This window comes from Tenuifilum sp. (assembly GCF_037481895.1).
In the GTDB taxonomy this organism is placed as follows: domain Bacteria; phylum Bacteroidota; class Bacteroidia; order Bacteroidales; family Tenuifilaceae; genus Tenuifilum; species Tenuifilum osseticum.
This window is the reverse complement of sequence record NZ_JBBFKU010000001.1, coordinates 68,350-93,093: the sequence shown is the minus strand read 5'-3', so window position 1 is coordinate 93,093 and position 24,744 is coordinate 68,350. Positions and strand designations below refer to the sequence as shown.

The following is a 24,744-nucleotide window of genomic DNA, read 5'->3' as shown; positions in this document are numbered from 1 at the left end:
GCTACAAGGGTTTGAAATAGCTATCAACAATCTTGGCCGAAGCTAGGCAAAGCGGAATTCCTCCGCCTGGGTGAACGCTTCCGCCAACAAAGTAAAGACCTTTAACATTTTTACTTCTGTTTGGATGGCGGTTGAACGCTGCCATTCTGTTATTGGAACTAATTCCATAAAGCGAACCGCGGAACGACCCGGTACGTTTCTCAATCCGAACGGGATCCAAATAGTCCTCGGCTACAATTAAACTAGCCAAATCAATGCCTAGCATACGTTTAATCTTTACTAGTATGGCCTCGCGGGCTTTGAGCCTTAGTTCATCCCAGTCCTGCCCAGTATTTGGAGGTACATTTATCATCACAAACCAGTTCTCATGTCCATCGGGAGCATCAGCGGCAATACGTTTTGAGGTGATAAATATGTAAACGGTTGGGTCAATGAAAATTGAACCTTGCCCCATGGCCTTAAATTCCGAGTAGTAATCGGACGTAAAGAGGATATTATGGACATCGAGCTTAGGGTGTATCCCCTTAACCCCAAAGTAAAAGATTAATGCAGATGATGATGGCTGCTGTGCAGCCAATCGGCTGGCTAAAGGAACCTCGTGTAAAAGCGTTTGGTATGCCGTGAAAATATCGGTGTTATTGACCACATAGTTGCATTCAGCACTGCTTCCATTTACCTTAATGCCTACCACTCGGCCATTTCGGATATCAACCTTATCCACATGAGTGTTATATTCAAATTCAACACCCAGGTTTTGGGCAATTTTAACCAGTTCGGTGGTTATGGCATACATCCCTGAAGTAGGAAAGTAAGCTCCAATATTATGCTCAAGGTGGGGTATCATGGTAAGCGTTCCGGGTGCAAGGTATGGGTTTGAGCCATTGTATGTGGCATACCTATCAAAGAGTTGGATTGTTCGGTGGTCAGAAAAGTACTTACAGTTTACCTCATGCATGGTCTCGAACGCTTTCAGCTTTTTTGGATTCATGGCAAGCTTAAGCGATTGCAGGGTAAAAAAGTTTTTTAGCTGAGGGAAAGGACTATATACAAAAGTATTGGCTGTAAGTTCGTAAAGCTCTCTACTCTCCTTTAAGTAACGGAGAACTGCCGTATGCTTATCGTAGAACTTTTGGGCTACCTCGTCGGCAAAACGTTCAGGCTCAGCCCATGCATCAAGGACAGTGCCATCGGGAAAAAAGTAACGGGTGATTAGCTCAAGTTTTTGGTAACTCAAAATGGAATCGCCCCTGTTTCTAATAAGTTCATCCACCAGCTGTGGTAAAGTAAATAACGATGGCCCCGCATCGAACCGAAAACCTGAAAGTCTTAGCTCATTCAATTTACCTCCTGCATTGGGTTGCTGCTCAAATACTTTAACCCTATACCCCTTGCGTGCCAATCGGATTGCTGTGGCAATTCCGCCAATTCCCGCCCCTACCGTTGAAACCGTTTGCATACTTTTTTAAACAAAATAAGGCATTTCTGGTTAATACTCATGGTAAATTTAATTAAAATTGTATATTTAATGTGTGTTAATGTGTTTTAAATAGTAAATAAGCATTTATGGCAAAGAAAGTTGTAATTGTTGGGACTGGGCTTGGTGGTTTATCAGCTGCACTTAGGCTAACAACGCTTGGCTTTGAAGTGGAAATGATTGAAAAGTACCATCAACCGGGAGGCCGTTTAAATAAGCTGCAACACAATGGCTACACCTGGGATATGGCGCCAACTTTCTTTTCCATGAGCTATGAATTTAAGGAACTTATTGATTTTTGTGGAATAGAAAGACCTTTCGACTTTTTTGAGCTCGACCCGCTCTACAAGGTAAATTTTAGCAATTCCAATAAGTTTTTTACAATACATAAAGATATTCACAAGCTGGCCAGGGAGTTTGAAGGAATTGAAGACGATTTTGCAGAAAAAATGTACCAATACCTGGAAAAAACGGGTAAGCTATTCCACGATGTGGAAAACAGAATTGTGCGCCGCAACTTTAACAGCTTGCTTTCATACGCATTAGGGCTAGCATCGGTACCGTGGGGGCATGCTCCTCTAATGGTTAAATCGATGTGGGATGAGCTTAACCGAAGGTTTACCAGCTACGAGGTGAAAGTGATTTTCTCATTGGTGGCATTTTTCCTTGGGGCAACACCATTCGATACCCCTGCGGTTTACTCCATTCTTACCTATACTGAGCTGAAGCACGATGGATACCATAACGTTCGCGGTGGTATGTATAAGATTGTTGATGGCATTGTTGATATTCTTTCAAAGCGGGGTGTAAAATTCCACTACAATACCGAGATAGTTGATTTTAAATACACCAACAGAAAACTAACCGGTGTTATTGACCAGAATGGCAACATATGGAGTGCTGACATTTTTGTTGTAAATGCCGATGCAGCATGGTTTAGGGGTGCAGTACTTAAGCGTAAAGCCTACAGCGAGAACAAGCTCGATAGAATGAAATGGACTCTTGCCCCTTTTACTGTTTACCTGGGAGTAAAAGGTAAAATTGATGGTTTAAGTGTTCACAACTACTTTTTGGGAACTAACTTTAAGGAATACAGCTCCAAGATTTTTAAGAATCAGGTAAGTTTAGAAAAACCTTACTACTACGTTAATGTCCCATCGAAAGCAAACCCTGAGTTTGCCCCTGGTGGAAACGAAAGCCTTTTCATTCTTTGCCCTGTTCCCGACTTACGCTATAAACCCGATTGGACCGATAGCCATGAGTTAGCCCAAAACATCATAGTTGACCTCAGTGAGAGGGTTAATTACGATATTGCAGGAAATGTTGAAACACAAATTATTTACAACCCGGCGCACTGGCAAAAAATGTTTAACCTATACAAGGGTAGCGGTCTTGGCCTTGCCCACGATTTAAACCAAATAGCTTACATGCGACCCCACAATACCGATGAATTGTTCAAAAACCTATTCTATGTGGGTTCAAGCACCATTCCCGGAACAGGGCTACCAATGGCAGTTATTAGTTCAAAATTAACAGTTGAGCAAATTGTAAAACGGTATGATGACCGAAAGAATTGAACTATACAATAATGTTTGCCTTGAGTGTAGCAAAATAACAACCAAACGCTACAGCACAAGTTTTTCCTTGGGCACACGACTTTTTGATAAACCTACCCGCGATGCCATTTATGCCATATACGGATTTGTTCGTTTTGCCGATGAGATTGTGGACTCATTCCACCCCTACAATAAGGCCGAACTCCTTAATCGCTTTAAGGCCGATACCTACAAAGCAATCGAGGAAGGTATCTCATTAAACCCAATACTACAAAGCTTTCAGTTAGTGGTCAATAAATACAACATTGACCAACACCTGATAGATGCCTTTTTGCAAAGCATGGAAATGGACCTTAGTCCAGACACCTACGATAGGGATAAAATTAGTAAGTATATTTATGGTTCAGCCGAAGTGGTAGGACTTATGTGCTTAAAAGTTTTTTGCAGGGGCAACCAGCAGAAGTATGAAAAGCTTTACCAACCAGCCCAGAGGCTTGGCGCTGCATTCCAAAAAATCAACTTTCTGCGCGACATGGGCGAGGATTTTAACGATCTGGGTAGGGTTTACTTCCCCAATGTTGATTTCAACAACTTTACACCTGAAAAAAAACTAGAAATTGAAACCGATATCCAATCGGATTTTGATGCTGCTCTTGAAGGAATCAAAGAGCTTGAAAGCAATTCCAAGCTAGGTGTTTACGTAGCTTACCGATACTACCTTTCGCTCTTCCATAAGATCAAACGGATTCCTCCTCACAAGCTTCTTGGTAAACGTTACCGTATTAGCAACACAAAAAAGGCATTACTCATGGCAAGCAGCTGGGCAGGAGTTAAAATTGGGCTGATTTAATGAACTGCTTTCACTAATCCCATGGGGCTTTATGTGCTTTTTTTAATTTTTACAATTTTGAAGTATAGTCATAGTCTATAGGTCTTGCACAAAAATAGGTTTGAATCACTTAAGTAACCTTTTAGCTATCTAAAAATTTAATGTCACCCCAAGTATTCGCCAACTGTTCATAAATCCTTTAGGCCTGTTAATATTTTTTTACCAACAAACCAAATACACAACTATCTGTTTATTATCACTTTAGCATAAGCCTTACGTTTAAAATAACATTTTTTATTACTGACATTTACATAAGAGCCTTCAAGGGCAAACATCGTATTTAACTAATTCCAATATTTGAATATAATTTGGCTATAGGAAATCAAAGCTAAGCAATTCGATAACAACACTTTAAAGACTAAAGCTATGAATGGTGAACTAGAATTTGAGCCGATTGGGCAAGCAGAATACTGCGACGATGAAGAACCTCCAAGTGGTGGTAAATATGACAGGTATGTAGATTCTGCTAATTATTTAGAGGTCAAAAATCATTCTGCCAAAGCGTTCCCTATAAATGATAACACTCAAAGTTTTATTAAAAAATTTTATCCTGGAGTAACTAACGAGGAATGGAATAGCTGGCGATGGCAGCTTAAAAATAGCATAACATCGATAAAGCATCTAAGCAACTTTATAGAGCTAACACCGCAAGAAATAGAAGCTATTGATAATCCGCATCACTCATTACCTTTAAGGATAACCCCATACTATGCAAGTTTAATAGGTAGAGATAACGAAACGGATCCTATTAGGCGATGTATGGTTCCAACCATAAACGAACTATTACTTTCCAAGGGTGAATCATCGGATCCGCTGGAAGAACAACACTATAGCCCTGTGCCAAATCTGGTACATCGCTATCCCGATAGGGTCTTATTCCTAACCACTGGCTTTTGCTCTGCTTACTGCCGATACTGCACCCGTTCGCATATGGTTGCAAAGGACAAGTGCCATGTTGGGGTTGATGCATGGCAACCTGCCCTTGAGTATATCAGAAACCATAGCGAGGTAAGAGATGTTCTAGTATCGGGTGGCGATCCTTTAACCATGAGCGATTCCCACATCGAATACCTATTGCAGAACCTTAGGGCAATTAAGCATGTTGAGATCATCAGAATTGGCACCAAAGTGCCCGTAGTTTTGCCCCAGCGAATAACACATAACTTACTGCGGATACTCAAGCAATACCATCCTCTTTACATCAGTATCCACTTTACGCACCCAGCCGAACTTACCCCCGAAACAGCTGAGGCATGTGCACGCTTAGCAAATATTGGAATACCCTTGGGAAGTCAAACCGTATTACTAAAAGGTATTAACGACAACGTTGATACCATGAAACGATTAATGCAGGGGCTTCTTAAAATTAGGGTCCGTCCTTACTACATTTACCAGTGCGACCCCATTCACGGATCGAATCACTTTAGAACAAAAGTCTCAAAAGGGATTGAAATAATTAAAGGTTTGCGTGGATTCACAACTGGCTATGCAGTGCCGACCTTTGTTATTGATGCCCCCGGTGGTGGTGGAAAAATTCCTTTGTTACCGGAATACTTCCAGGGCGAAATTGATGGAAGGGTGATTTTGAAGAACTATGAGGACAAAACCTTCTACTATCCCAACCCAATTGATTAAAAACTGATTAATCTGGCATTATGTTAAAAGTGGGATTAACCTACGATTTGCGTAGCGATTACCTCAAACTTGGCTATTCCGATGAAGAAACCGCTGAATTTGACTCGGAAGAAACAATTGAAGCAATAGACAATACACTAACCACACTGGGGTATAAAACTCAACGAATTGGCAATATTTTTTCTCTTATCGATAGGATAAATAAAGGCGAGCGGTGGGATTTAGTATTTAATATTTGTGAGGGTATGCATGGAATTGGTCGTGAGGCACAAGTTCCGGCATTGCTCGACGCCTATAATATTCCTTACGTTTTTTCCGATCCGTTAGTTCTGTCGCTCACACTTCATAAGGGACAAACAAAACGCGTTGTAAGGGATTGTAACATTCCAACTGCCGATTTTGCTATTGTTGAATCAATTCAGGATATTAAGCATATCAATTTACCCTACCCTCTTTTTGCCAAACCTGTTGCCGAGGGAACGGGTAAAGGTATTGATGGTAGGTCAATTATTACCTCAAATTCCGATTTGCAACTGGTTTGCCAAAATCTTTTAGCAAGATTTCAACAACCGGTGCTGGTGGAAACATACTTACCCGGAAGGGAATTTACTGTAGGGATTGTAGGCACTGGAAACAGTGCAAAATCAATTGGAGTAATGGAAATAACCATTACTTCAAAAGCCAAGGAACAAACCTACTCGTTTCATACCAAGGAGAACTGGAAGGGCGTAGTTGAATACACCATGGCTTCGGGTGAAATTGAAAAGGCATGTGCGGATACAGCACTAAAAGCATGGCGCTGCTTAGGGTGCAGGGATGGTGGACGGGTTGACCTGAAAATGGATGCTTCAGGTATTCCAAATTTTATTGAGGTTAACCCTTTGGCGGGGTTAAACCCATCACACTCCGATTTACCTATGCTCGCCCGTAATAATGGAATTGACTATAGGCAACTCATCAAGCTTGTAGTTGATTCTGCATTGATAAGATTAAATGGTAGTGTATGAATCTTAAAGATCTTAAAGCAGTTATCCTATACAACGAGCTTTCGGCAAACGCTGGCCCCGATGAAGCTGATGTCCTAGACCAAGTAAATGTAGTTTCCAATGCTCTTACCACCTTGGGTATTATGCATTCTACGCTAGAGTTTTCACTTAACCTTGAAAAAGTTCAGGAAAAGCTAATAGCGTTGAAGCCCGATTTTGTGTTTAACCTTGTAGAATCCGTTAACAATAAAGGGAATCTTATTTTTCTTGCCCCAGCCCTATTAAATTCACTTTCAATACCATTTACAGGGGGCTCTCTGGAAACCATTTTTCTGACTACCTCAAAAACCCTTACCAAGGAACTAATGAGCAAGGCAAGCCTACCAACACCTGCTTGGTTTCATGGCAAAGGAAAGTTTACGGCAGAAAAAGGGAAAAAATATATTGTAAAACCAATTTGGGAGGATGGTTCGCTTGGCCTTGATGAAAATTGCGTTTTTGATGCAACCGATCCTAATTTATTAAAACACGTTGAAACACTAAACTTTAACACACACTTTGTTGAGGAGTATATCGATGGGCGTGAGTTTAACATTTCCATTCTGGCAGGCCCCAAGGGCCCTACCGTTCTACCCCCCGCCGAAATTATCTTCGAGAGCTATGAGCCAACTAAACCTAAAGTAGTTGGTTATAAAGCCAAATGGGACGAAAGTAGCTATGAATACCTTCACACCTTTAGGACATTCGATTTTAATCCCAGCGATGATGAGCTAATTAAGAAACTACAAAAAATATGTATTGATTGCTGGAGTGCCTTTAATGTTAATGGATATGCCCGTGTGGATTTCAGGGTTGACCAAAATGGAAATCCTTACATCCTTGAAATCAATGTAAACCCATGCATTTCGCCCGATAGTGGATTTTATGCAGCATGCCAAAAGGCATCAATACCATTTAACGAAGCAATAAATAGAATAATACATGATATTCCATCGTTTAAGCCGTAAGCCATGCAAGGATTAACTATCAGAACTGAGCCGGTCCCCAAGGATATTGAATCCATCAGAAACATTGTCAATTCCTCCGGATTTTTTCAGGAATATGAGATTCCTGTTGCTGTTGAGTTAGTGGAGGAACGATTAGAAAAAGGTGAAGCAAGTGGTTACTTCTTTGTTTTTGCCGAGGTGAATGGTGAAACAATTTCGTATGCCTGCTTTGGTCCAATTCCCTGCACAAAAAACAGCTACGACCTTTACTGGATTGCAACCAGAAACGATTTTCGAGGGAATGGGGTTGGCAAAGTAGTTCTGAAGGAAGCCGAAAAGGAAATCAAAAGACTTGGCGGAAGAGCCATATATATTGAAACTTCCTCGAAGCCACTTTATAAACCAACCCAAAAATTCTACCTTGACAACGGATACAGGATTGAAGCCATACTAAAGGATTTCTACGATTTAAACGACGATAAGCTAATTTTCACAAAGCAGCTTGACTGATTTTGTTAGCCATTAAAACAAATGAAAAGCCCCGCAGAAAGCGGGGCTTAGTATTCAAACCCTTTAATCCGGAACCACAACTTTCTGTACTACCATTTCCGATTGACCACCGTCGCTGGTCATCACTACAATCCCGTACGTGTTTGAACCCTTTAAAGGTGATGTATCAGTAAACTCAAGGATATTGGGTTTTAACCCTTTCAGTTCAACAAAATCTTTATCGCCATTTGCTCTATATACTACAAACCAATAGTTTGTTGTAGTAGTACCCGGATATTGCCATTTCAGTGTAACCGATTTACTTTGCCTATTATACTGAGCGGTTAGCTGTTTTATAGGTTCACGCTTGCCCGTATCGTATGGGCGAACCGAAACGGCATTAGCCATTTTTGATACATTTCCTGAACTATCAACACTCGCAATGGTGTAATAGTAAGTTGTTTTTGGCACAACCTTGAAATCAACATATTTATTTATGCCCGGTTTAAGGCTATCGACAATAACCCATTGCGAGTCGTTATCAGCTCTACGGTATAATCGTTGAATTGCCACATCGGTGCTTGGACTACAATGCCAGTGTAAAGTAACCGATTTTTCAGTAACAGTAACATCATTAATTACAGCGGGAGCAGGAGGATTAGAATCGGGACGTCGGAGTTTGAGGATTGGTGACAGTTCAGAATACTGATACCTGCTATTCACAGCAGCAACCCTGTAAAAAATATTCTTTGACAAAGTGTTAAGCGAAATGGAGTCGATAAATACCGTATCGGGATGTATTAAGCCATTAACGGCAATAAACTCGTGCGAAGGGTCATTTGACCTGTAAATCCTATAGCCAGTAATATTTTTAGAGTTAACGGGTTTCCACGTTAGGGTTACATAACCATTTTTATCGATTTTACCCTTTACATCCTGTGGCACTTTTGGAGAAGGAGTTTCAGAAAGAGTTGCTAAAATTGGAAGCGAAAAACCCAAATTTCCTGCAGTATCTACAGAGGCTACCATGAAGTATGCCTCAAAATCATCGCCCATATCAACTACATACTCCCGGGTGTTTTTGGAAAGCGGTTTATTAGTAATAAATCTGTATCCGTTATTGGCATTATCGCTTTGCGAAATAACAAAACCTTTTAAATCGGCAGGTTGCGATTTATAATCCCATGAAAGTTTAATCTTTCCTGAGGCTATTTGAACTGTTTTTTTCAGTATTGGGGCAGCAGGTGGTGTCAGATCGCGGGAAAATGCTTTTATCTCAGCGGGTGCACTTAACTCTCCAAATGGAGTTACACCAACTAAACGGTAGCTGTAAACCTTGTAGTTTACGGTTGCAGTATCGATATAGAGTATATTTTCCGTAGCAACCTGGTTAGCACTTTGAGCATGTACGATTGGCATTTGGTTTTTAGCGTAAAATGTCTTGCCACCATCATCGGAACGATAGAGGTAATACCCAATATACTCAGAGTTAAGGGCATTAGGCCATAGAAGTTGGATAGAACCATCGCCGCTCCGATAGTTGAAACCAACAGGGGAAGTCAAAGCCTTGGCTGGTTGGGTTTCAACCATTATGTATGCTGTATCAAAAGTCATCGCCTTTGTAGTTTCAACCAACATTACCCGATAGATATATCGGGAGTTGGGAATAACCTCTCTATCAACAAACCTTAACCCCAAAGCATTTGCGGTAATCAAATCGTTATCGGCAGCAAAAAGTGCAAATGAGTATCGGTTTGTTAACTCATCGGCGGCATTCCTTAGATTAATCAGACTGTCCGATTTAAGGGGATTTGGAATAAACGAATTACCATACAATGCCTGGGCGGCTATAGCCGAAAATTTATTGTTTGCGCCGGCATATTTCATCCACGCTTCGAGTTGCATGGGTTTTATGGGCTCCTGGGTAATGGGCTTGTAACCATTACTGGCTATCTCTTTCCCCTCCTCCATCATAAATCGTTCAACACGATAACCAACCGTATTGGCAATAAGCCATCCACCTGGTGTTGTTGGTGCCCAACGCAGGACTACTGAATCAGATGTTGCCCGAGCAATCATCTTTATGGAAGTATGGTTTGCCCCCGACTTATCAATTTGTTGTGGCAGAACCTTTGCTGGTAACAACAGAATTACAATGGAAATGGAGCTAAATATATTTAGAATAGTTCTCATTGCTAATGAATTTAAAAGTTGATATTATACTGTAAGTTGCCATATATCTCGCTGTAGTTTTGCGATATTACGCCATAGCCCCGATAGCTGTTGTTGGTAATGAAAAAACTCAAACTACCATATTTTTTTAAGCTATAGGTAGCATTCACCCTGAATACCAATTGTGTGCTTTTATCGGTTACCTCAACCCAGTTTACTCCTATACTTGCTGAAGTATTTAACCTATCCTTGAAAAAACGCTTTCCAACTGTTTCGCTCACATGCGTTATTGTGGAGGTGTATAAATCCATCGCGGTTTTATTGTAGAGTAAGGTGGTACTTAACGATAATGAACTTGGGAAGGTCAGAATATGAATCACATTTACCCCACTTGTTTTCATATTATTGAGATTTTGTGTGTATGCGTTTTTATCGGAAGAATTCTGATAGCTGAAGGTAAGCATAACGTTATTATTACCCCCCAATGCCTGGAACGATAATCGAGGAGTGAGGGTGTATGAGTCAAACACATTTGATATGCGTAGGGTATCAATCTTATGCCCTGACTCTATTTGGTTCTTACTATAGTTTCCGTCAATACCAAACATGCGGGTAATTTGATATGTAGCACTTAGCATTCCAGTAAACCTGCTTGTGGTGGCCATGCGATTATCGCGTAGGTTATTGTAGCGCAACCCAATGCGTGAGCGTAAGATCAATTTATTTCCAAATAGGCGCAATCTGGGCGAAAGGGAATATTCCAACAAATCGTTTGGCATAAGTGCATACCCAAGGGTATTAAACCCTGGGCCAACCCATCGGGCACCTAACGATACAGACCAATATGCTGAAGGATTGATATCGAGGCTTAACATACCAGCGCCATCGATACGAGAAGAGGCATTGGGAGTAAAAAGAAACCCAGGAACATCAACCTTAACATTATCGAGTTTTTCAGAATTAAGGTTTGATGAGTAAGCTGATAAGGCTCCTTCCCCCCTAAGCGTTACATATTCACCGAAACGCATGCCAAAATCAACCGATGTAACAAGATTTTCAGCAGGCATAACTCTGACTGAATCGCTTTTTACCGATGTGGAATCGTCTTTTGCGTGGAACAGGTTAATATTAAAGTATGATTTGGAAAGATTTCCATACCCTAACGATACGGCATAAGCGGTTTGGCTATACACTCCCGGTGCAAAACTTACCTTATCGGGTTCAATAGCCTGTCGGCTTCGGCCATAAACCGCTTTTAACCTGAAATTACCTGGCGTTAACTCAAAACCGCCACCCAGCAAACGTAAATCGCCAAAGGTAAGATCGGAGAAACGGGTTGAGAAATAGCCTGCATGCAACGTAAGCCAGTTCGATATCTTTGGGCTTACACCAAACTGATTAAATGGTTGCTGGAATCGGGTTTGACCGGTAGTAAAGTAAAGCTCAAAGGGGAGCTCTACCATATCCCAAAGCATAACGCTAGCACGAACAATACCGTACTGCATATTTCCTGGCTGGCGGGGATCAATTCCGCTTGAGGAATAGAAGTTGCTGGTTAGAGTTGCAGATGCTTTAACATCTACTCTCGACTTCTTTGTTTCATCCTGAGCCTGAGATACCATAAGACAAGTAACCAAACAGGCTGTTATACTAATTTGCAGATACCTTTTCATAGTATTCAAGTATTTGCTTTTTAGTAAATAAATGGTTTACTTATGGTAACAGGCTCAGTGTCAATAATCCTACAACCAAAGTAATCGTAATAGAAATTAATTGGGTAGGATCCCCTGAACATTCGCTGGTAATTCCTATTTACTATGGAATTTAATCTACTTCGTTTTGCTGCATTAAGGGTAACAAGGGGATTCGATAGCGTTGCCATCGCCCGATTTCTGAGGCTCATAAAATCGGCAGGGACAATAATGCCATGGTTATAGGTTAGCTTGAGGTAAGGAGTTGAAGACGACTGGAACAAATTTAAATTTTGCGGTTGCGACGAGGTAGAAAACCCACTTTGAACAACAGCAGCCGCACCAGTAGCTGATTGTCCAGTGCCACCAGTTCCTCCTATTCCAAATGGTTGACCAAGTGAATTCACTGAAACTGGCATTCCTGTATTGAAATCGATATCAACAAAATTTAAAGAAGGATCGCTCATATACTGGTTATACCTAATCGGGCCACTCCAGTATCCATTGCTTTTCATCCATTCAATTTCATTGTAAACCAATGGGTTGGCAAACTGGTTATGCCATTGGGAATTGCGCTCCGATGCATTAATCTTAACAAGCGGGCCAAATCTATTAACAGTTCCTGAAGAAACCCAGGTAATTGGAGTAAAATCAAACTTATCGAAACACTCACTCCCCTGGTAATTTGCGGTAAGCCGTTCAAAATTCCCATTTACCTCAGCCGATGTTGAAACATGATTAAATGTTGCCAACTTTTGGCTCAGAGTATTAAACCTGCTAGTAGAGAACCATATTGCATAGAGCAACCTCTCACCCGATGTAAGATTTGAATTTTGGTTAATAGTTCTCCTCACCAAATTTACCTGGGATCCACCTCTATTATAGATGCTTGTTTCGTTTACTGATAAAGCCGAGGTTATTCCACCGCTATTCAAATATTGCTGACCTAACTCAAGCATTCGAGCCAGGTTTGGATCGTTTGGAATCTCCTTCCTAATAAACTGAATGTAGTATGATTTACTGTTGATCAGATTAGGAATATCAAAGAGCAAAGTGTTGGTTGAAGCATTATAGGTAAGCGGCACATCAACTAGTATTAATGCAATATCGGTAGGCATAAAACGGGCAATAAATTGCACATCGTAACCCTCACGGGGTTGGAACAAGTAACTTTGCCCCGATTTTAGCTGAACCCTCCCGGCTCGGCATTCGTCCTGTAAGAAATATTGGTGTCCCATAACCGGGTAGCTGTAGGCAACATTCTGCTCAGTAATTCGGTCGGGTCTAGAGCCAGTTTTGAAGGTTGTTACAACCTGCTGTTTTATAACCTGTCCGTTTTGGTTTGTAGCTGGCCGCCATGCTCCATTAACAAGCTCTTCGCCGTAAACTGAGGCCATCACCTTAAAATTGGTATGTCCTTCAAGCATTTCGAATGGTTTGTAGTATGCAGAAAATCCTTCGGAATCAATGCTTAACCTTCCAGGTATAGAGTCGTTACTGGTAGCTTTAGTAATTTTAAACCTGTCCAGTTTAACTCTAAAGGTTCGTATGCGGTTTTGACCATTATTGGTCATCTCCTTAACCTGGAAAGGTTCATTTAGCTTGAAGTTCAAAGCCAACTGGGCTTCGGTTGAAACATCCACCCCATTTTGTCCGCTTACTGGACTTATATCGGAAATCAGGTCGATACGAGTTAAGGGATTATCACCTAGCATTTGGCATTCATCGCCCATACTAAAACGGTAATTGCAATAACCCTTAACGGCACCACCAAGAATGCTGTAATTTCCACCAATTGCTCCTTTCATCCAGGTTGGGTTTGGCAATCCAGCCTCGAGCATGGCTGCAGAGTTCAAACTGAGGATTTCATAATCGCCACTGGTAAACCATACATCAACGTGCATACCTATTGAAGCGTTAAGGTAGGCATAAACCTGTCCGGTTGCATACCAACCGTTGATACCCAGTTCACCACTTCGGCCATCGCACGAAATACCATTATACTTAAGCATTGCCATATCGTATCCGGCCTGGGCAGCCACATCGCCGTAAAAAATCATATACTGTTGACGCCCTGTGCTAAACCCGGTGCTAGCACCTAATGCAATACCATTCCCCGTTTCAATCATGGGGCTACGACTTTGAGAATAACCCGGAAATGCTTGCTGTATTTCATCTGGTAATGCGGGTGGTGGCGGAAGTTGCTGTCCCACCATTAGGTAAGCATCGCTCCTAAGCCAGTCGGCAAAGGTTAATCGCATACGTTTATTGGGTTCTCCAAACTTAACATACCATAAATCGGGTGCAAAATGCATAACCATTTGCCCTGAACCAGTAAGGGGTTGGTAATTTACATTTGCGTTAAAAACACCATGAAGGGTTTGTTCAGGAACACTATAGGTAATATCGGCATCAGCAGTAATTTTTGCTTTACTCCTATCGGCAATGCTGCAAAGCATGTATCCGTTCCCAAGCAGGGAAACAGTACCCAAACCACCGCCACTCTGGAACTGTGCCTGCAAGGTAAAATCGCCGTTAAAGGTTTCGGCTGAGGGGTGTGTTCCCATTACAACCTGCGCCGATAACCCTAACGAAGCTGAGTTGTCAGGAACATAGGTGAATCCTGAGTTGGTTTTTGAAGGATTTTTACTGCTATCGGGTGTAGCAGCCTGTTCGGCCAGGTTTGTTGTGCCGGAACGGCGCATCTTATACCAAGCACCTCCGCCAAAACCATACACAGCAAAATTTGAAAATACTGGCAGCCCTGTAGGTAATATGGTTTTGGCATCGATATACCAGTATCTGAAATTGTTAACCATTCCAAACTGGGCAGTTGCCGAGGCCGTAATTTTATCGATAAAACTTGCTGTTACAACCCCTCGGTATCCATCGCCATAGGTGGCATCGGATTGGAAAAGGTTCAAACCCCCGCGCACCTTAACAGCACCCAAATCGGCGTTTACGCCAATTGAATCGAGTTCAACCCCATCAAAAACAAAGCGCTGCCGCCCTTGTTCATTTAGCAACTTGCTCCACAAAGTTAAAGTTGTAGTGCCATTCACCGCATTACTTCCTGGTTGTAAACCAATATTCAGGTTGAAACGAATTCCTGGTCCAAAAGCACCATCGCTAAAACGCGTTACTGAACTTACGCCATCAATATTAACTGGAAATCCGGCCAAGGAGTGCTGTGGGCTGGCAAAATCCCAATTACCATTCTCAACGTATGGTTCAGTGGTTTTAAACTTAAGCCCCTCAACCTTTATACCCTTAAAATCTAATTTCGACAAAATATCGTTAGAACCCTCAAACGATAAAGTCGCATTGATATTTGCCTCGGCTTTAACATCTTTTTTATCGTAGGTTATTTTGATGGAAGTTGCGGGGTCAATTTTCATTTTGGTCGGAAGCCATGATATGGGTATTTCCCGCTCATAACCATGTTCAGTGTTTACAACTAGCTCGAGATTATAGTCTTTACTAATGGTGTTATTGTCCTGGTTCACGCTACGGTTGTAGAGTCCATTGTAAACAAACAGGGTGTCGGTAAACGAGGTTTTAATCCTACCCCTCATTCGCCAATTGATAGGAGTGTTATTAATCATCTCCGCCCTGAGAGTATCAATACTTCCTCCCCAACCCCCAAAGTCACCATCAAATTCCTGGAATAGATTCTCAGCATATAGCTTGCCCGTAACACCATTGCGGTCGATAATCAGGTTTGAAACCTGTATTTTAGGGTTTGCATCGTCAAATGTTTTTAAATTATCGGGAAGTGTAACCTCGGCATTCTTAATGTAAAAACCTTTCCAGGCATTTGTCTTATCGCCTGTATAGCCTGTAGGGAATGTAATGCCTTCAGGATTTCGGATGGTTGTATAATCGAACACCATGCTATTTACCTTCATCTTAAACCCTGGTAGTTGAGTAAACTCGCACTCATCCATATTCGCGTTTAGTATCCATCCCCATGAATTTCCGTTCTTTTCTGCCCTTCCGGCAAAGTAAGCCTTAACGTTTCGCAACGAGTCGTCGGTGTTGGCCATCTTTAGCCAGGTTTTGGGGAACTCAACCTCTGCTTTTACCTCAATGTGATGTAACCCCTTGCAGTCCCATTTTGCATAGGTTCCTGAATCGGTAGGGGTTGGCGATTTGAATAGGAAACTCCAACTTTCACCCGATTGATAACCAAAGTCGCGTACAAGGTAAAGCTCAGCACGTTTCATACCGGCAAGTCCATCCTTGTGGAAACAAAGGTTTTTAGCACCAAAACCAAAGCCCACATCGGGTCCTAATGCTGGGAGTTCTACCCAGGTGGCAGCATTTAACACAGCCTGGGTTGGAGTAAATTTCATTGCTATAATGGCTACAATCGATTTGTACCCATCAAAATCGCGGTCAAGTCCAAGCGGAAGGCTAACGGGGTTTGTATTTACAAGGGCACTAACCAGTCGCCCAGCGCTTGCTGACAGGTTGTAAGTACTTTGCAACAAATTATCGCTCCAACCAAGAACTTTTCCTTCAAAGTCATTTCCATCGGCTTTTGAGTAAGGTGCTGCAGGATCTATTTTGGCGAACACCTCGCCTTGGTATACCTTATTATCGCTATTAACTTTAATATTTGAAAACTCAACCAGAATTGGAGCTCGTAGATATGGAACTTCGATTGAACCCTCACCTGTAAGCGAAGCGGGGGTGCCGCTTACACTAATCAATTTCATGGTGAAATTTCCAATGGTAACAGAGCTATCCTTAGCAAGTGTTTGGGTGCCAGGCGTAGTATTGGTAGGTGCTTCGGCAAAGCAATTGCCAGGGCAAGTGTTCTCATCCTTTGCCGATGTTTTAATCTGAAATACGCCTTGATTCGATATTACCGAATCGGCTTTGCACTTGCAACCATCGGTTCTAATTGAATCTTTGTTGTAGTTCAACCGGAAGTTCCATGTGTAGTAAGTATTATCATCACCCTTGAACTCCTTAGAATTTGAGTCGCCATTCACAAAAGGTAAATCCCAACGGGTATAGCCGTTCAAGTCGGTTGAAAGTTCAACTATTTTGCTGTTCTCATTGCCTGTAAAGCTTTCATCAAAAACGGGCTTCTCCTTTTTGGCATCAGCAATGCTTTGCGATTCTGATGTCATTTTCCATACTCTCAATCGTCCGCCTGTAATATAATTCTTTTTGATACCAGGTTTAATATTTACTGCAAAAGTTGGCTTGTCACCTTCTGTCCATGTTCCATTATTTGTTGGCTTATCAACATTCATGGTAAAACACAAAATTAAACTATCGGCAACTAACCTAAAACTTGAAGGCTGTGAAGTGTAGTAAGCATCGTCAATAGGATCAAGAAACTTTACTCGCCAGTAGTACTTTCCTGTATCCGATAGCTGGCTAATCCTGTGGTTTACTCTTTGGTAAAATTCTGAACAATCGCTGCCTGTTGAATAGTGCCCCGTTGCTGGAAGTGTAATGCTGGATTGGTAAACTAACGAATCGAACGATTGCTTTTTAGATACTTCATATAAAATTTTTGCTGTAGCCCTAGTGGTGGCATAAGCACCGTTGAAAAATGGAACGTTAAAAAGGGTGTAATTTGGATAGTTTAGTTGCTTGGGTTTATCAACCTCAAATGATAGCTCTACACCCTTGCCAATTTCCATTAAAGTATCGGCCGCTGGTTTTAAACTCTTTGCTTTTCCTAAGCCTACTGTAAAAGATGTTTCCCTTGAATGAACGGTTGTGGTTTTACCGTCGGCGGTTGTGATTGTTGCATCAACCTTCCAGTGATACTTTTTCCCTTGCTTTAATGCAGCCATGAATGGTGCAATAGCACCACCTGAATAGTTACACACAACCACTCCTGCCAATTCGGGAGTAATAGGGCTTTCGAACTGTCGCGATGAATAGGAAATAACCTTGGGGTACGAGTACGTTGTGGGTGAACCATCTTCCCTGACAGTTAGCTGAAGGGCAACCTGTGTAACGTTTGTACCAAACGGAGATATGTTAGCAATAAGCTGAGGATGTGCCCAAGGCAAAGTATCGCCAGCAACTGGATAAATGTTATCAATAGTAAATCCTTGCTCATCGCTTCCTATCCTAAAAGTGGCAACTTCACTCCTACCCTGGTTCCCTCCTATTGGTTTACCATACGAATCGAATGCCTGCACTATCCAGGCGTATTGTGTTACCTGCGGGTAGAAATCAAAAGGTAAATCTCCCGGAATTGACTGATAAAATGTTGTTGTAATATCGTTCTTTTCAAAAAGAACAGGATTAGCTTCAATTGCTGTTCGGGGAGTTTGCCCTTTAAATACCGGGCAAACTTTAATTTTATATCGAGGCTGAACCGTTCGGGGATTATAGTTTGTAACTGGCATCCAGCGGAAAATAGGAATATTGGTCAATAAAATCTCATTATCCGATGGTGAAATAATTGTGGGAGGTTCAGGAATTTGTGTGATAATACTCATACAGTATTCCCCCCCAATGGTAATATTGTTGCCACGGTAATCGTATATACTAACACATAATTGATTGTTCCCTTCGGGTAAAGCATTAGTGTTTAGTGCAACCTGCTCTATGCTCTTATCGTACTCAATGGCATTCATATTGAGTACCTGTGGCCCATTAAGTACTAAAACCGATGGCGGTTTCAAAATGGTAAACCTTGGCAAATACCTGCTGCCTGTTTTTGTACTAGCTATCACCTTCCCTTTTTCATTGGTTAGGGTAAAACCAGCTGTACAGTTGGGGTACTCATCGTTGCCCATGTTTGTTATTACCAGCTGGAAAATGGAAGGGTCATTTACCCATTCGCTAATCTCCGATGGAATTGGATTACGGAGAATCATCTTTACATCAACCTGTGAATTTGAGTAATAACTCGCTAATACCAATAGCCCACAGATTGTTGAATTAATGAAGCTTTTCATCTGCTGAGATACTTAGGTTAATTTTTTATTTATTTAGATAAATCGTAAATATCTGTTTAACAATCCTTTTCAATTTTATAAAGTAAATTTAAACAAAAGTAAAATATGAGTCAAGTTGAAAATTTTGATACATTTTTTTTTGGTTAATCCTTTTAGATAAAAATTAGTCATAAATTTCAGAAATAAATAAACGGAAATGAAAAGAAAAATTTTTACATACCATCTACTTTTGCTTGTATTACTTACAGTGGCAAGCATATCGTGCAGTAAATCGGATAAGGGGAAAAAGCATAATGATGGTCGCAGCAGGCAGGCAATAGTAGTTGATGGAATTATAGTTGGATACTCTGAATATGAAAGGACTATCACGGTTCCTGGCACCATTCTCCCAAACGAGTGGGTTGAACTACGCTCCGAAATGGCAGGAAAAATTGTTGAGCTAAACATAACTGAGGGAGCAACGGTACGCAAAGGGCAACTACTTGCACGGATTAACGATGCCGATATTAAAGCGCTACTCCAACGAAGGGTAATTGAGGAGAAGCTTGCCGCCGACGATGAGCAACGCAAAAAGCGCATGCTCGAGATAAATGCCATAAGTGTTCAGGAGTATGAAACATCGCTTAATAAGCTTGAAGCCATCCGGGCCGATATAGCCCAATCGAAAGCGATGTTGGAAAAAGCTGAAGTGCGTGCTCCCTTCGAAGGACGAATAGGCTTGCGCTACGTTAGTCCGGGTGCATTTGTATCGGTAAACACAACCATTGCCACACTGGTTCAGGATAACCCATTGAAGTTGGAATTTGCCATACCAGAGCGGTACGCCAGTTTAGTAACCAATAACATGGAGGTGAAGTTTACAGCCGGTGATGGACAAACACAATACCCTGCAAAGGTTTACGCTACCGATGCCCAAATAGACCCTGAAACTCGCTCGCTTAAGGTTAGGGCAATTGCCGAAAATAAGAGTAATCAGATAATTCCTGGCTCCTACGTGAGAGCAACCCTGGTTTTTGAAAAAAGTCCTCGTTCAATACTTATACCGCCTAGGGCAATTGTTCCCGACATGGATATCCAAAATGTTTTTATTTACTCTCAGGGTAAAGCTAAGCGTGTTCAGGTAAGGTTGGGCGAACGAACGGGTACTACAGTTGAGGTAATTGATGGCATAAATGCCGGCGATAGCTTAATAATATCGGGTTTGACCTCTGTGCGAAACGGTATGCCTGTTAGCATTAACATCAAGCAAAACTAAAAAGTTTTAACTAAACAAGGTTACCAAAGTGAACATCTCAACAGTAAGCATAAATAGGCCAGTTCTGGCATCGGTGGTTTCAATAGTAATTATTCTTTTTGGTGTAATTGGCTTTACTTACCTCGGTGTTAGGGAATACCCCAGTGTGGACCCGCCCGTGGTTACGGTTTCCACATCGTATGTTGGGGCTAACTCAGCAGTTATTGAGGCACAAATCACTGAGCCTCTTGAGGCTCAAATAAATGGGATTGACGGTATAAAAAACATTACATCATCAAGCTCCGATGGTCGTAGCAGTATCACCGTTGAGTTTGAACTGGGGATTGATATGGATAATGCCGCCAACGATGTGCGCGACCGTGTTTCGCGTGCCATTCGTAACCTTCCCCCCGACGCTGACCCACCCATTATAAGCAAAGCTGACGCCAATGCGGAAACCATTCTGACCGTTACGGTTCAAAGCACCAAACGCGATTTACTTGAACTAACTGACATTGCCAATAATGTTGTTAAGGAACGATTACAAACCATTCAGGGCGTCAGTCTGGTAAATATATGGGGCGAAAAACGCTACGCCATGCGATTATACCTCGACCCGAAAAAGCTGGCTGCGTTTAATGTAACACCTTCCGATATTCGCAATGCGCTTTCGCGCGAGAACGTTGAACTTCCTACCGGTATGATTGAGGGTTACCAAACCACTCTCTCAATCCGAACCCTCGGTCGACTCGAAACACCCGAGGAGTTTAACAACCTGATCATTAAATACACCAATAACGTGCCCGTTAGGGTTAAGGATGTAGGCAAAGCCGATTATGCCCCAGAGAATGAACGAACGCTACTCCGTGGTAATGGACTAATCCCTATGGTTGGTGTTGCGCTAACCCCACAGCCCGGTGCAAACTACATAAACATTGCCGATGAGGCTTACAAGCGTGTTGAGCAGCTCCGTAAGGAATTGCCCGAAGATATCACACTAAATTACGCTTACGATTCAACAATAAATATCCGCAAGGCAATCTCTGAGGTTGAGGAAACCATTCTTCTGGCGTTTATGCTTGTTGTTCTTGTTATTTTTATTTTTCTGCGAAACTGGCGCACTACCTTAATTCCAATTATTGCCATTCCCATTTCGTTAATAGGAACCTTTTTTGTGATGTACCTTTTTGGCTTTACCATAAATATTCTAACTCTATTAGGTGTAGTTCTTGCCACTGGTATTGTAGTTGACGATGCCATTGTTGTTATGGAGAACATCTACTCCAAAATTGAGCATGGCATGGACAACTATAAAGCTGGATACACAGGTAGTAAGGAAATTTTCTTTGCCATTATATCCACAACTATCACTCTGGTTGCGGTATTCATGCCAATTGTATTTCTACAAGGCATCACAGGTCGTCTTTTCCGCGAGTTTGGAGTAGTTGTGGCAGCCGCTGTACTAATTTCGTCAATTGTATCGCTTACCCTTACCCCAATGATGAGCACTCGCCTTTTGACAAGAACGCAAAAGGAAGGAAAAATAATGGCTGCCATTGGCCAGGGAATCAGCTGGCTATCGGAGTACTACGGAAGATCGTTACAATCATTCATAAACCGCAGGTGGTTGGCATTTGTGGTTATGGGCATCTCACTATTCATTATTTTTATTATAGGCAGCCGTATTCCTTCGGAGTTGGCTCCAATGGAGGACAAAGGCAGACTATCGATAAATGTTACTGCACCTGAGGGTACTTCGTTTGAGGCTATTGACGAGTACATTTACGATATCGCCTCGTATGTTGATACAATCCCTGAGAAAAAGGCCATGATTGCTCTATCGGCTCCCGGTTGGGGAGGTGGCACAAATAGAGGATTTGTTCGGTTACTGCTTACTCAGCCCAATGAACGTGAACGTTCACAGGCGCAACTTGCCGATCAAATATCATCATACGTCCGCACTAAAACCTTTGCCCAGTCTTATGTAATACAGGATCAAACCATCAGCACCGGAAGGGGTGGTGGTTTACCGGTTCAGTTTGTTGTGCAGGCACCAAACTTTGAAAAGCTAAAGCAGGTTGTACCCGAATTTTTAGCCCGGGCACAAGCCGATGAACGCTTCCAGGTGGTTGATGTCAACCTTAAGTTTAATAAACCTGAACTTGTTATTGAAATTGACCGCGATAAGGCAAGAGCCTCAGGTGTTACCGTAAGGGATGTTGCCGATGCCCTTCAGCTTTACTTCAGCGGACAGCGCTACGGTTTCTTTATTCGGAATGGGAAGCAGTATTACGTAATAGGCCAAGCCGACAGGCCATTCCGCGATGATCCCGATGACTTAAAAAACATATACGTGCGGAGCACTAAGGGAAACCTTGTCGATTTAGGTTCGCTAATCAGAACCAGCGAGCAGAGTATTCCTCCCCAGCGCTACAGGTATAACCGTTACATTTCGGCTACATTCAGCGCATCGCCTGCACCTGGTTATACATTAGGGCAAGGCATTGATGCCATGCGTGAGATTTCCAAGGAAGTACTCGACGATAGTTTTTCCACTACTTTAACCGGTATCTCGCAGCAGTTTGAGGAAAGCTCCAACAGCCTATACTTTGCGTTTCTGCTTGCGCTAATTCTTGTTTACCTGGTTTTGGCAGCACAGTTCGAAAGTTTTCGTGACCCACTTATCATTATGTTTACAGTTCCACTCGCTTTGGCTGGGGCAGTTCTGTCGTTGTGGATGTTAGGACACACCCTTAACATTTTCAGCCAGATTGGAATAATTGTGCTGGTTGGAATTGTTACCAAAAATGGTATTCTGATTGTTGAATTCGCCAACCAGAAAAAGATTGCGGGCATGAATAAATTTGAAGCAGTTACCTTTGCCGCTAAGCAGAGGCTACGTCCCATTCTGATGACCAGCCTTGCCACCATTTTCGGAACATTGCCCATTGCCTTGGCATTAGGAGCCGCATCAACCAGCCGCATCCCAATGGGGGTTACAATTATTGGAGGATTACTCTTTGCTCTTATTCTAACGCTATACGTAATACCAGCACTTTACACCTATGTTTCAACCAAAAAACCAAATGTTATCCGCCATGATGAGGAGTAAAACAAAAAACAGATTTCAAATAATACCGGTATTACTTTTGCTTATAACAAGCTCATTTTCAGCCTCACATGCGCAATCAGCTGATACGCTCAGAATCTCCGATGCCATTAAGATTGGGTTGGAGAACAACTTCTCCCTTAGAATAGCCCGAAACGAGGAACTAGTTGCTCGAAACAACAATACCATAGGATCAGCGGGATTCCTTCCTAAATTAGATATTAGTTCCTCGGCCAGCGGAAGCAACTACAATATTCGCCAGGAACTGGCAACCGGCGAGGTTAAAGAAACAAAAAACTATCCAACCACTTCAGTTTACGGAGGGGTTCAGCTATCATGGACACTCTTTGATGGTTTTGCCATGTTTGCCAACCGCCAGCGACTAAGCACACTGGAGGGAATAAACAGCATCGCTTATCAGCTTAAGGTTGAGGATGTAGTATCGGATATTATTGTTAACTACTATACCCTTTCGGCCGAAAAGCAGCTGCTCGATATTTATAGAGAGATTTTGCGCCTCTCAGCCGATAGGCTTAATATTGCCCGGGAAAAAGCAGCCATTGGTACCAGCTACCTGCTTGCCGTTATGCAAGCTGAGGTTGATTACAGAACCGATTCAACTCAAGTGTTAAGGCAAATTAACAGGATTAAAGATCTTACCATTACCCTGAACAAGCTGCTTGGGCGCGATCCATCAATTCAATTTGAAATTGAAAGTAAAATCCCTGAAGTCAAGCTTTACAATCAGGATTCAGTAATTACCATGCTCAAAAGCAATAACAAGGAGTTGCTTATTTCACGGTTAAATTTACGTTTAAAGCAAATTGCCATAAAGGAAGCTCAAGCCTCACGATACCCTCGTCTTACTCTCTCATCCGCTTATAGTTTTAGTCAAAGCAACACACCTGATGGGTCAACCACCCTTTCCCGGAACATAGGACCTTCGTACGGTGTTACGCTTGGCGTTCCACTATTCAACGGGTTCAATGTAAACAGGAACATTGCCAATGCCCGCATCTACATGGAGAATCAGGAATTTTATCTACAGGCATTGGAGAATGATTTAACCGCCGAAGCCGTAAGACTTACAAACAATCTGATGCTGGCAACAAACCTGGTAGAGATTGAAAAAAAATCGGCACTACTTGCAAAGCAAAACTCCGATATCTCCATTGAGAAGTATCGTGTTGGGCTAATAAGTGACCTTGAGCTACGCGACGCCCAAATCCGTTACCTTAATGCTGAGTTTAGGTATCAAAATGCCTTAATACAGGCCAAATCGGCTGAAATTGCAATTCAAGTCCTAATAGGGAATTTGCAGATGCCCTAATGGTTGTATAGGTTTGGATCGCGAAACGAGAATATTTCTCTTGCAATCTCGAGTCTTACCCTGGCCTCCTCGTTATTGGGGTTAATCTCTAATGCTTTAGCGTAGTACGAGATAGCCTTTGCTTCATCGCCTTTTCTGGAATACAAGCGGCCCCAGCTATACAAAACGATATCGTCAACTTGATCCAGTGTTAAAAGTAACTCCTCGGCCTCAGCAAGCCTTCCTTCCTGAAGCAAATCCTCAAACTCTTTCATT

General features: G+C 42.1%; 14 protein-coding genes. 9 read left to right on the top strand and 5 right to left on the bottom strand.

Annotation, left to right across the window (positions count from 1 at the left end; all coding sequences use genetic code 11):
* Position 1 precedes the first annotated feature (1 nt).
* Positions 2-1,456 (bottom strand): 1-hydroxycarotenoid 3,4-desaturase CrtD, encoded by a 1,455-nt coding sequence (gene crtD, locus WHS63_RS00375; RefSeq protein ID WP_445203386.1) that lies wholly within the window; start codon positions 1,454-1,456, stop codon positions 2-4.
* A gap of 107 nt (positions 1,457-1,563) precedes the next feature.
* Here crtD and WHS63_RS00370 point away from each other — a divergent pair, with 107 nt between their 5' ends.
* The 6 genes from WHS63_RS00370 (at position 1,564) to WHS63_RS00345 (ending at position 8,036) form a co-directional block, all read left to right on the top strand.
* Positions 1,564-3,051, top strand: a complete 1,488-nt coding sequence (locus WHS63_RS00370) for a phytoene desaturase family protein (protein ID WP_445203385.1) — start codon at positions 1,564-1,566, stop codon at positions 3,049-3,051.
* The gene (locus WHS63_RS00365) at positions 3,032-3,880 is read left to right on the top strand and encodes a phytoene/squalene synthase family protein (RefSeq protein ID WP_445203384.1); all 849 of its coding nucleotides are present in this window, start codon (positions 3,032-3,034) and stop codon (positions 3,878-3,880) included. Before WHS63_RS00370 ends, WHS63_RS00365 begins: the two co-directional genes overlap by 20 nt.
* 405 nt (positions 3,881-4,285) lie before the next feature.
* Positions 4,286-5,554 (top strand): KamA family radical SAM protein, encoded by a 1,269-nt coding sequence (locus WHS63_RS00360; protein ID WP_445203383.1) that lies wholly within the window; start codon positions 4,286-4,288, stop codon positions 5,552-5,554.
* A 20-nt stretch (positions 5,555-5,574) separates the two neighbouring features.
* A complete protein-coding gene (locus WHS63_RS00355; protein WP_445203382.1) occupies positions 5,575-6,561 on the top strand; it encodes a D-alanine--D-alanine ligase family protein in 987 nt (328 codons plus the stop codon).
* Complete coding sequence (locus tag WHS63_RS00350) at positions 6,558-7,547, top strand: D-alanine--D-alanine ligase family protein (RefSeq protein ID WP_445203381.1); 990 nt, start codon at positions 6,558-6,560, stop codon at positions 7,545-7,547. The genes WHS63_RS00355 and WHS63_RS00350 overlap by 4 nt, the downstream gene beginning before the upstream one ends.
* 3 nt (positions 7,548-7,550) lie before the next feature.
* A complete protein-coding gene (locus tag WHS63_RS00345) occupies positions 7,551-8,036 on the top strand; it encodes a GNAT family N-acetyltransferase (protein WP_445203380.1) in 486 nt (161 codons plus the stop codon).
* 63 nt (positions 8,037-8,099) lie between these two features.
* Here the strand turns inward: WHS63_RS00345 and WHS63_RS00340 are convergent, their stop codons facing one another.
* From WHS63_RS00340 to WHS63_RS00330, 3 genes are read right to left on the bottom strand one after another with little or no spacing between them, the layout of a single operon-like run.
* A complete protein-coding gene (locus tag WHS63_RS00340; protein ID WP_445203379.1) occupies positions 8,100-10,208 on the bottom strand; it encodes a fibronectin type III domain-containing protein in 2,109 nt (702 codons plus the stop codon).
* An 11-nt stretch (positions 10,209-10,219) separates the two neighbouring features.
* Positions 10,220-11,860, bottom strand: coding sequence for a hypothetical protein (locus WHS63_RS00335; protein ID WP_445203378.1), 1,641 nt, complete (start codon positions 11,858-11,860; stop codon positions 10,220-10,222).
* A 20-nt stretch (positions 11,861-11,880) separates the two neighbouring features.
* Positions 11,881-18,816 carry a hypothetical protein gene (locus WHS63_RS00330; RefSeq protein ID WP_445203377.1) on the bottom strand — a complete coding sequence of 2,312 codons (6,936 nt, stop codon included), beginning with the start codon at positions 18,814-18,816 and terminating at the stop codon, positions 11,881-11,883.
* Positions 18,817-19,012: 196 nt separating this feature from the next.
* On the opposite strand from WHS63_RS00330, the gene WHS63_RS00325 reads away from it, so the two are divergent.
* From WHS63_RS00325 to WHS63_RS00315, 3 genes are read left to right on the top strand one after another with little or no spacing between them, the layout of a single operon-like run.
* A complete protein-coding gene (locus WHS63_RS00325; RefSeq protein ID WP_445203376.1) occupies positions 19,013-20,071 on the top strand; it encodes an efflux RND transporter periplasmic adaptor subunit in 1,059 nt (352 codons plus the stop codon).
* Positions 20,072-20,099: 28 nt separating this feature from the next.
* Entirely contained in the window at positions 20,100-23,162 is a 3,063-nt protein-coding gene (locus WHS63_RS00320) for an efflux RND transporter permease subunit (RefSeq protein WP_445203375.1), read from the top strand.
* Positions 23,149-24,489: a TolC family protein gene (locus WHS63_RS00315; protein ID WP_445203374.1), complete on the top strand. Its 1,341-nt coding sequence runs from the start codon at positions 23,149-23,151 to the stop codon at positions 24,487-24,489. Before WHS63_RS00320 ends, WHS63_RS00315 begins: the two co-directional genes overlap by 14 nt.
* Here the strand turns inward: WHS63_RS00315 and WHS63_RS00310 are convergent.
* The gene (locus WHS63_RS00310; RefSeq protein WP_445203373.1) at positions 24,486-24,743 is read right to left on the bottom strand and encodes a tetratricopeptide repeat protein; all 258 of its coding nucleotides are present in this window, start codon (positions 24,741-24,743) and stop codon (positions 24,486-24,488) included. The genes WHS63_RS00315 and WHS63_RS00310 overlap by 4 nt on opposite strands.
* Between the last annotated feature and the right edge of the window lies 1 nt (position 24,744).

Excerpts from the sequence above, each read along its gene's own strand:
- crtD (WP_445203386.1), bottom strand. The coding sequence starts at position 1,456 with ATGCAAACGGTTTCAACGGTAGGGGCGGGAATTGGCGGAATTGCCACA.
- WHS63_RS00370 (WP_445203385.1), top strand. The coding sequence starts at position 1,564 with ATGGCAAAGAAAGTTGTAATTGTTGGGACTGGGCTTGGTGGTTTATCA.
- WHS63_RS00365 (WP_445203384.1), top strand. The coding sequence starts at position 3,032 with ATGATGACCGAAAGAATTGAACTATACAATAATGTTTGCCTTGAGTGT.
- WHS63_RS00360 (WP_445203383.1), top strand. The coding sequence starts at position 4,286 with ATGAATGGTGAACTAGAATTTGAGCCGATTGGGCAAGCAGAATACTGC.
- WHS63_RS00355 (WP_445203382.1), top strand. The coding sequence starts at position 5,575 with ATGTTAAAAGTGGGATTAACCTACGATTTGCGTAGCGATTACCTCAAA.
- WHS63_RS00350 (WP_445203381.1), top strand. The coding sequence starts at position 6,558 with ATGAATCTTAAAGATCTTAAAGCAGTTATCCTATACAACGAGCTTTCG.
- WHS63_RS00345 (WP_445203380.1), top strand. The coding sequence starts at position 7,551 with ATGCAAGGATTAACTATCAGAACTGAGCCGGTCCCCAAGGATATTGAA.
- WHS63_RS00340 (WP_445203379.1), bottom strand. The coding sequence starts at position 10,208 with ATGAGAACTATTCTAAATATATTTAGCTCCATTTCCATTGTAATTCTG.
- WHS63_RS00335 (WP_445203378.1), bottom strand. The coding sequence starts at position 11,860 with ATGAAAAGGTATCTGCAAATTAGTATAACAGCCTGTTTGGTTACTTGT.
- WHS63_RS00330 (WP_445203377.1), bottom strand. The coding sequence starts at position 18,816 with ATGAAAAGCTTCATTAATTCAACAATCTGTGGGCTATTGGTATTAGCG.
- WHS63_RS00325 (WP_445203376.1), top strand. The coding sequence starts at position 19,013 with ATGAAAAGAAAAATTTTTACATACCATCTACTTTTGCTTGTATTACTT.
- WHS63_RS00315 (WP_445203374.1), top strand. The coding sequence starts at position 23,149 with ATGATGAGGAGTAAAACAAAAAACAGATTTCAAATAATACCGGTATTA.
- WHS63_RS00310 (WP_445203373.1), bottom strand. The coding sequence starts at position 24,743 with ATGAAAGAGTTTGAGGATTTGCTTCAGGAAGGAAGGCTTGCTGAGGCC.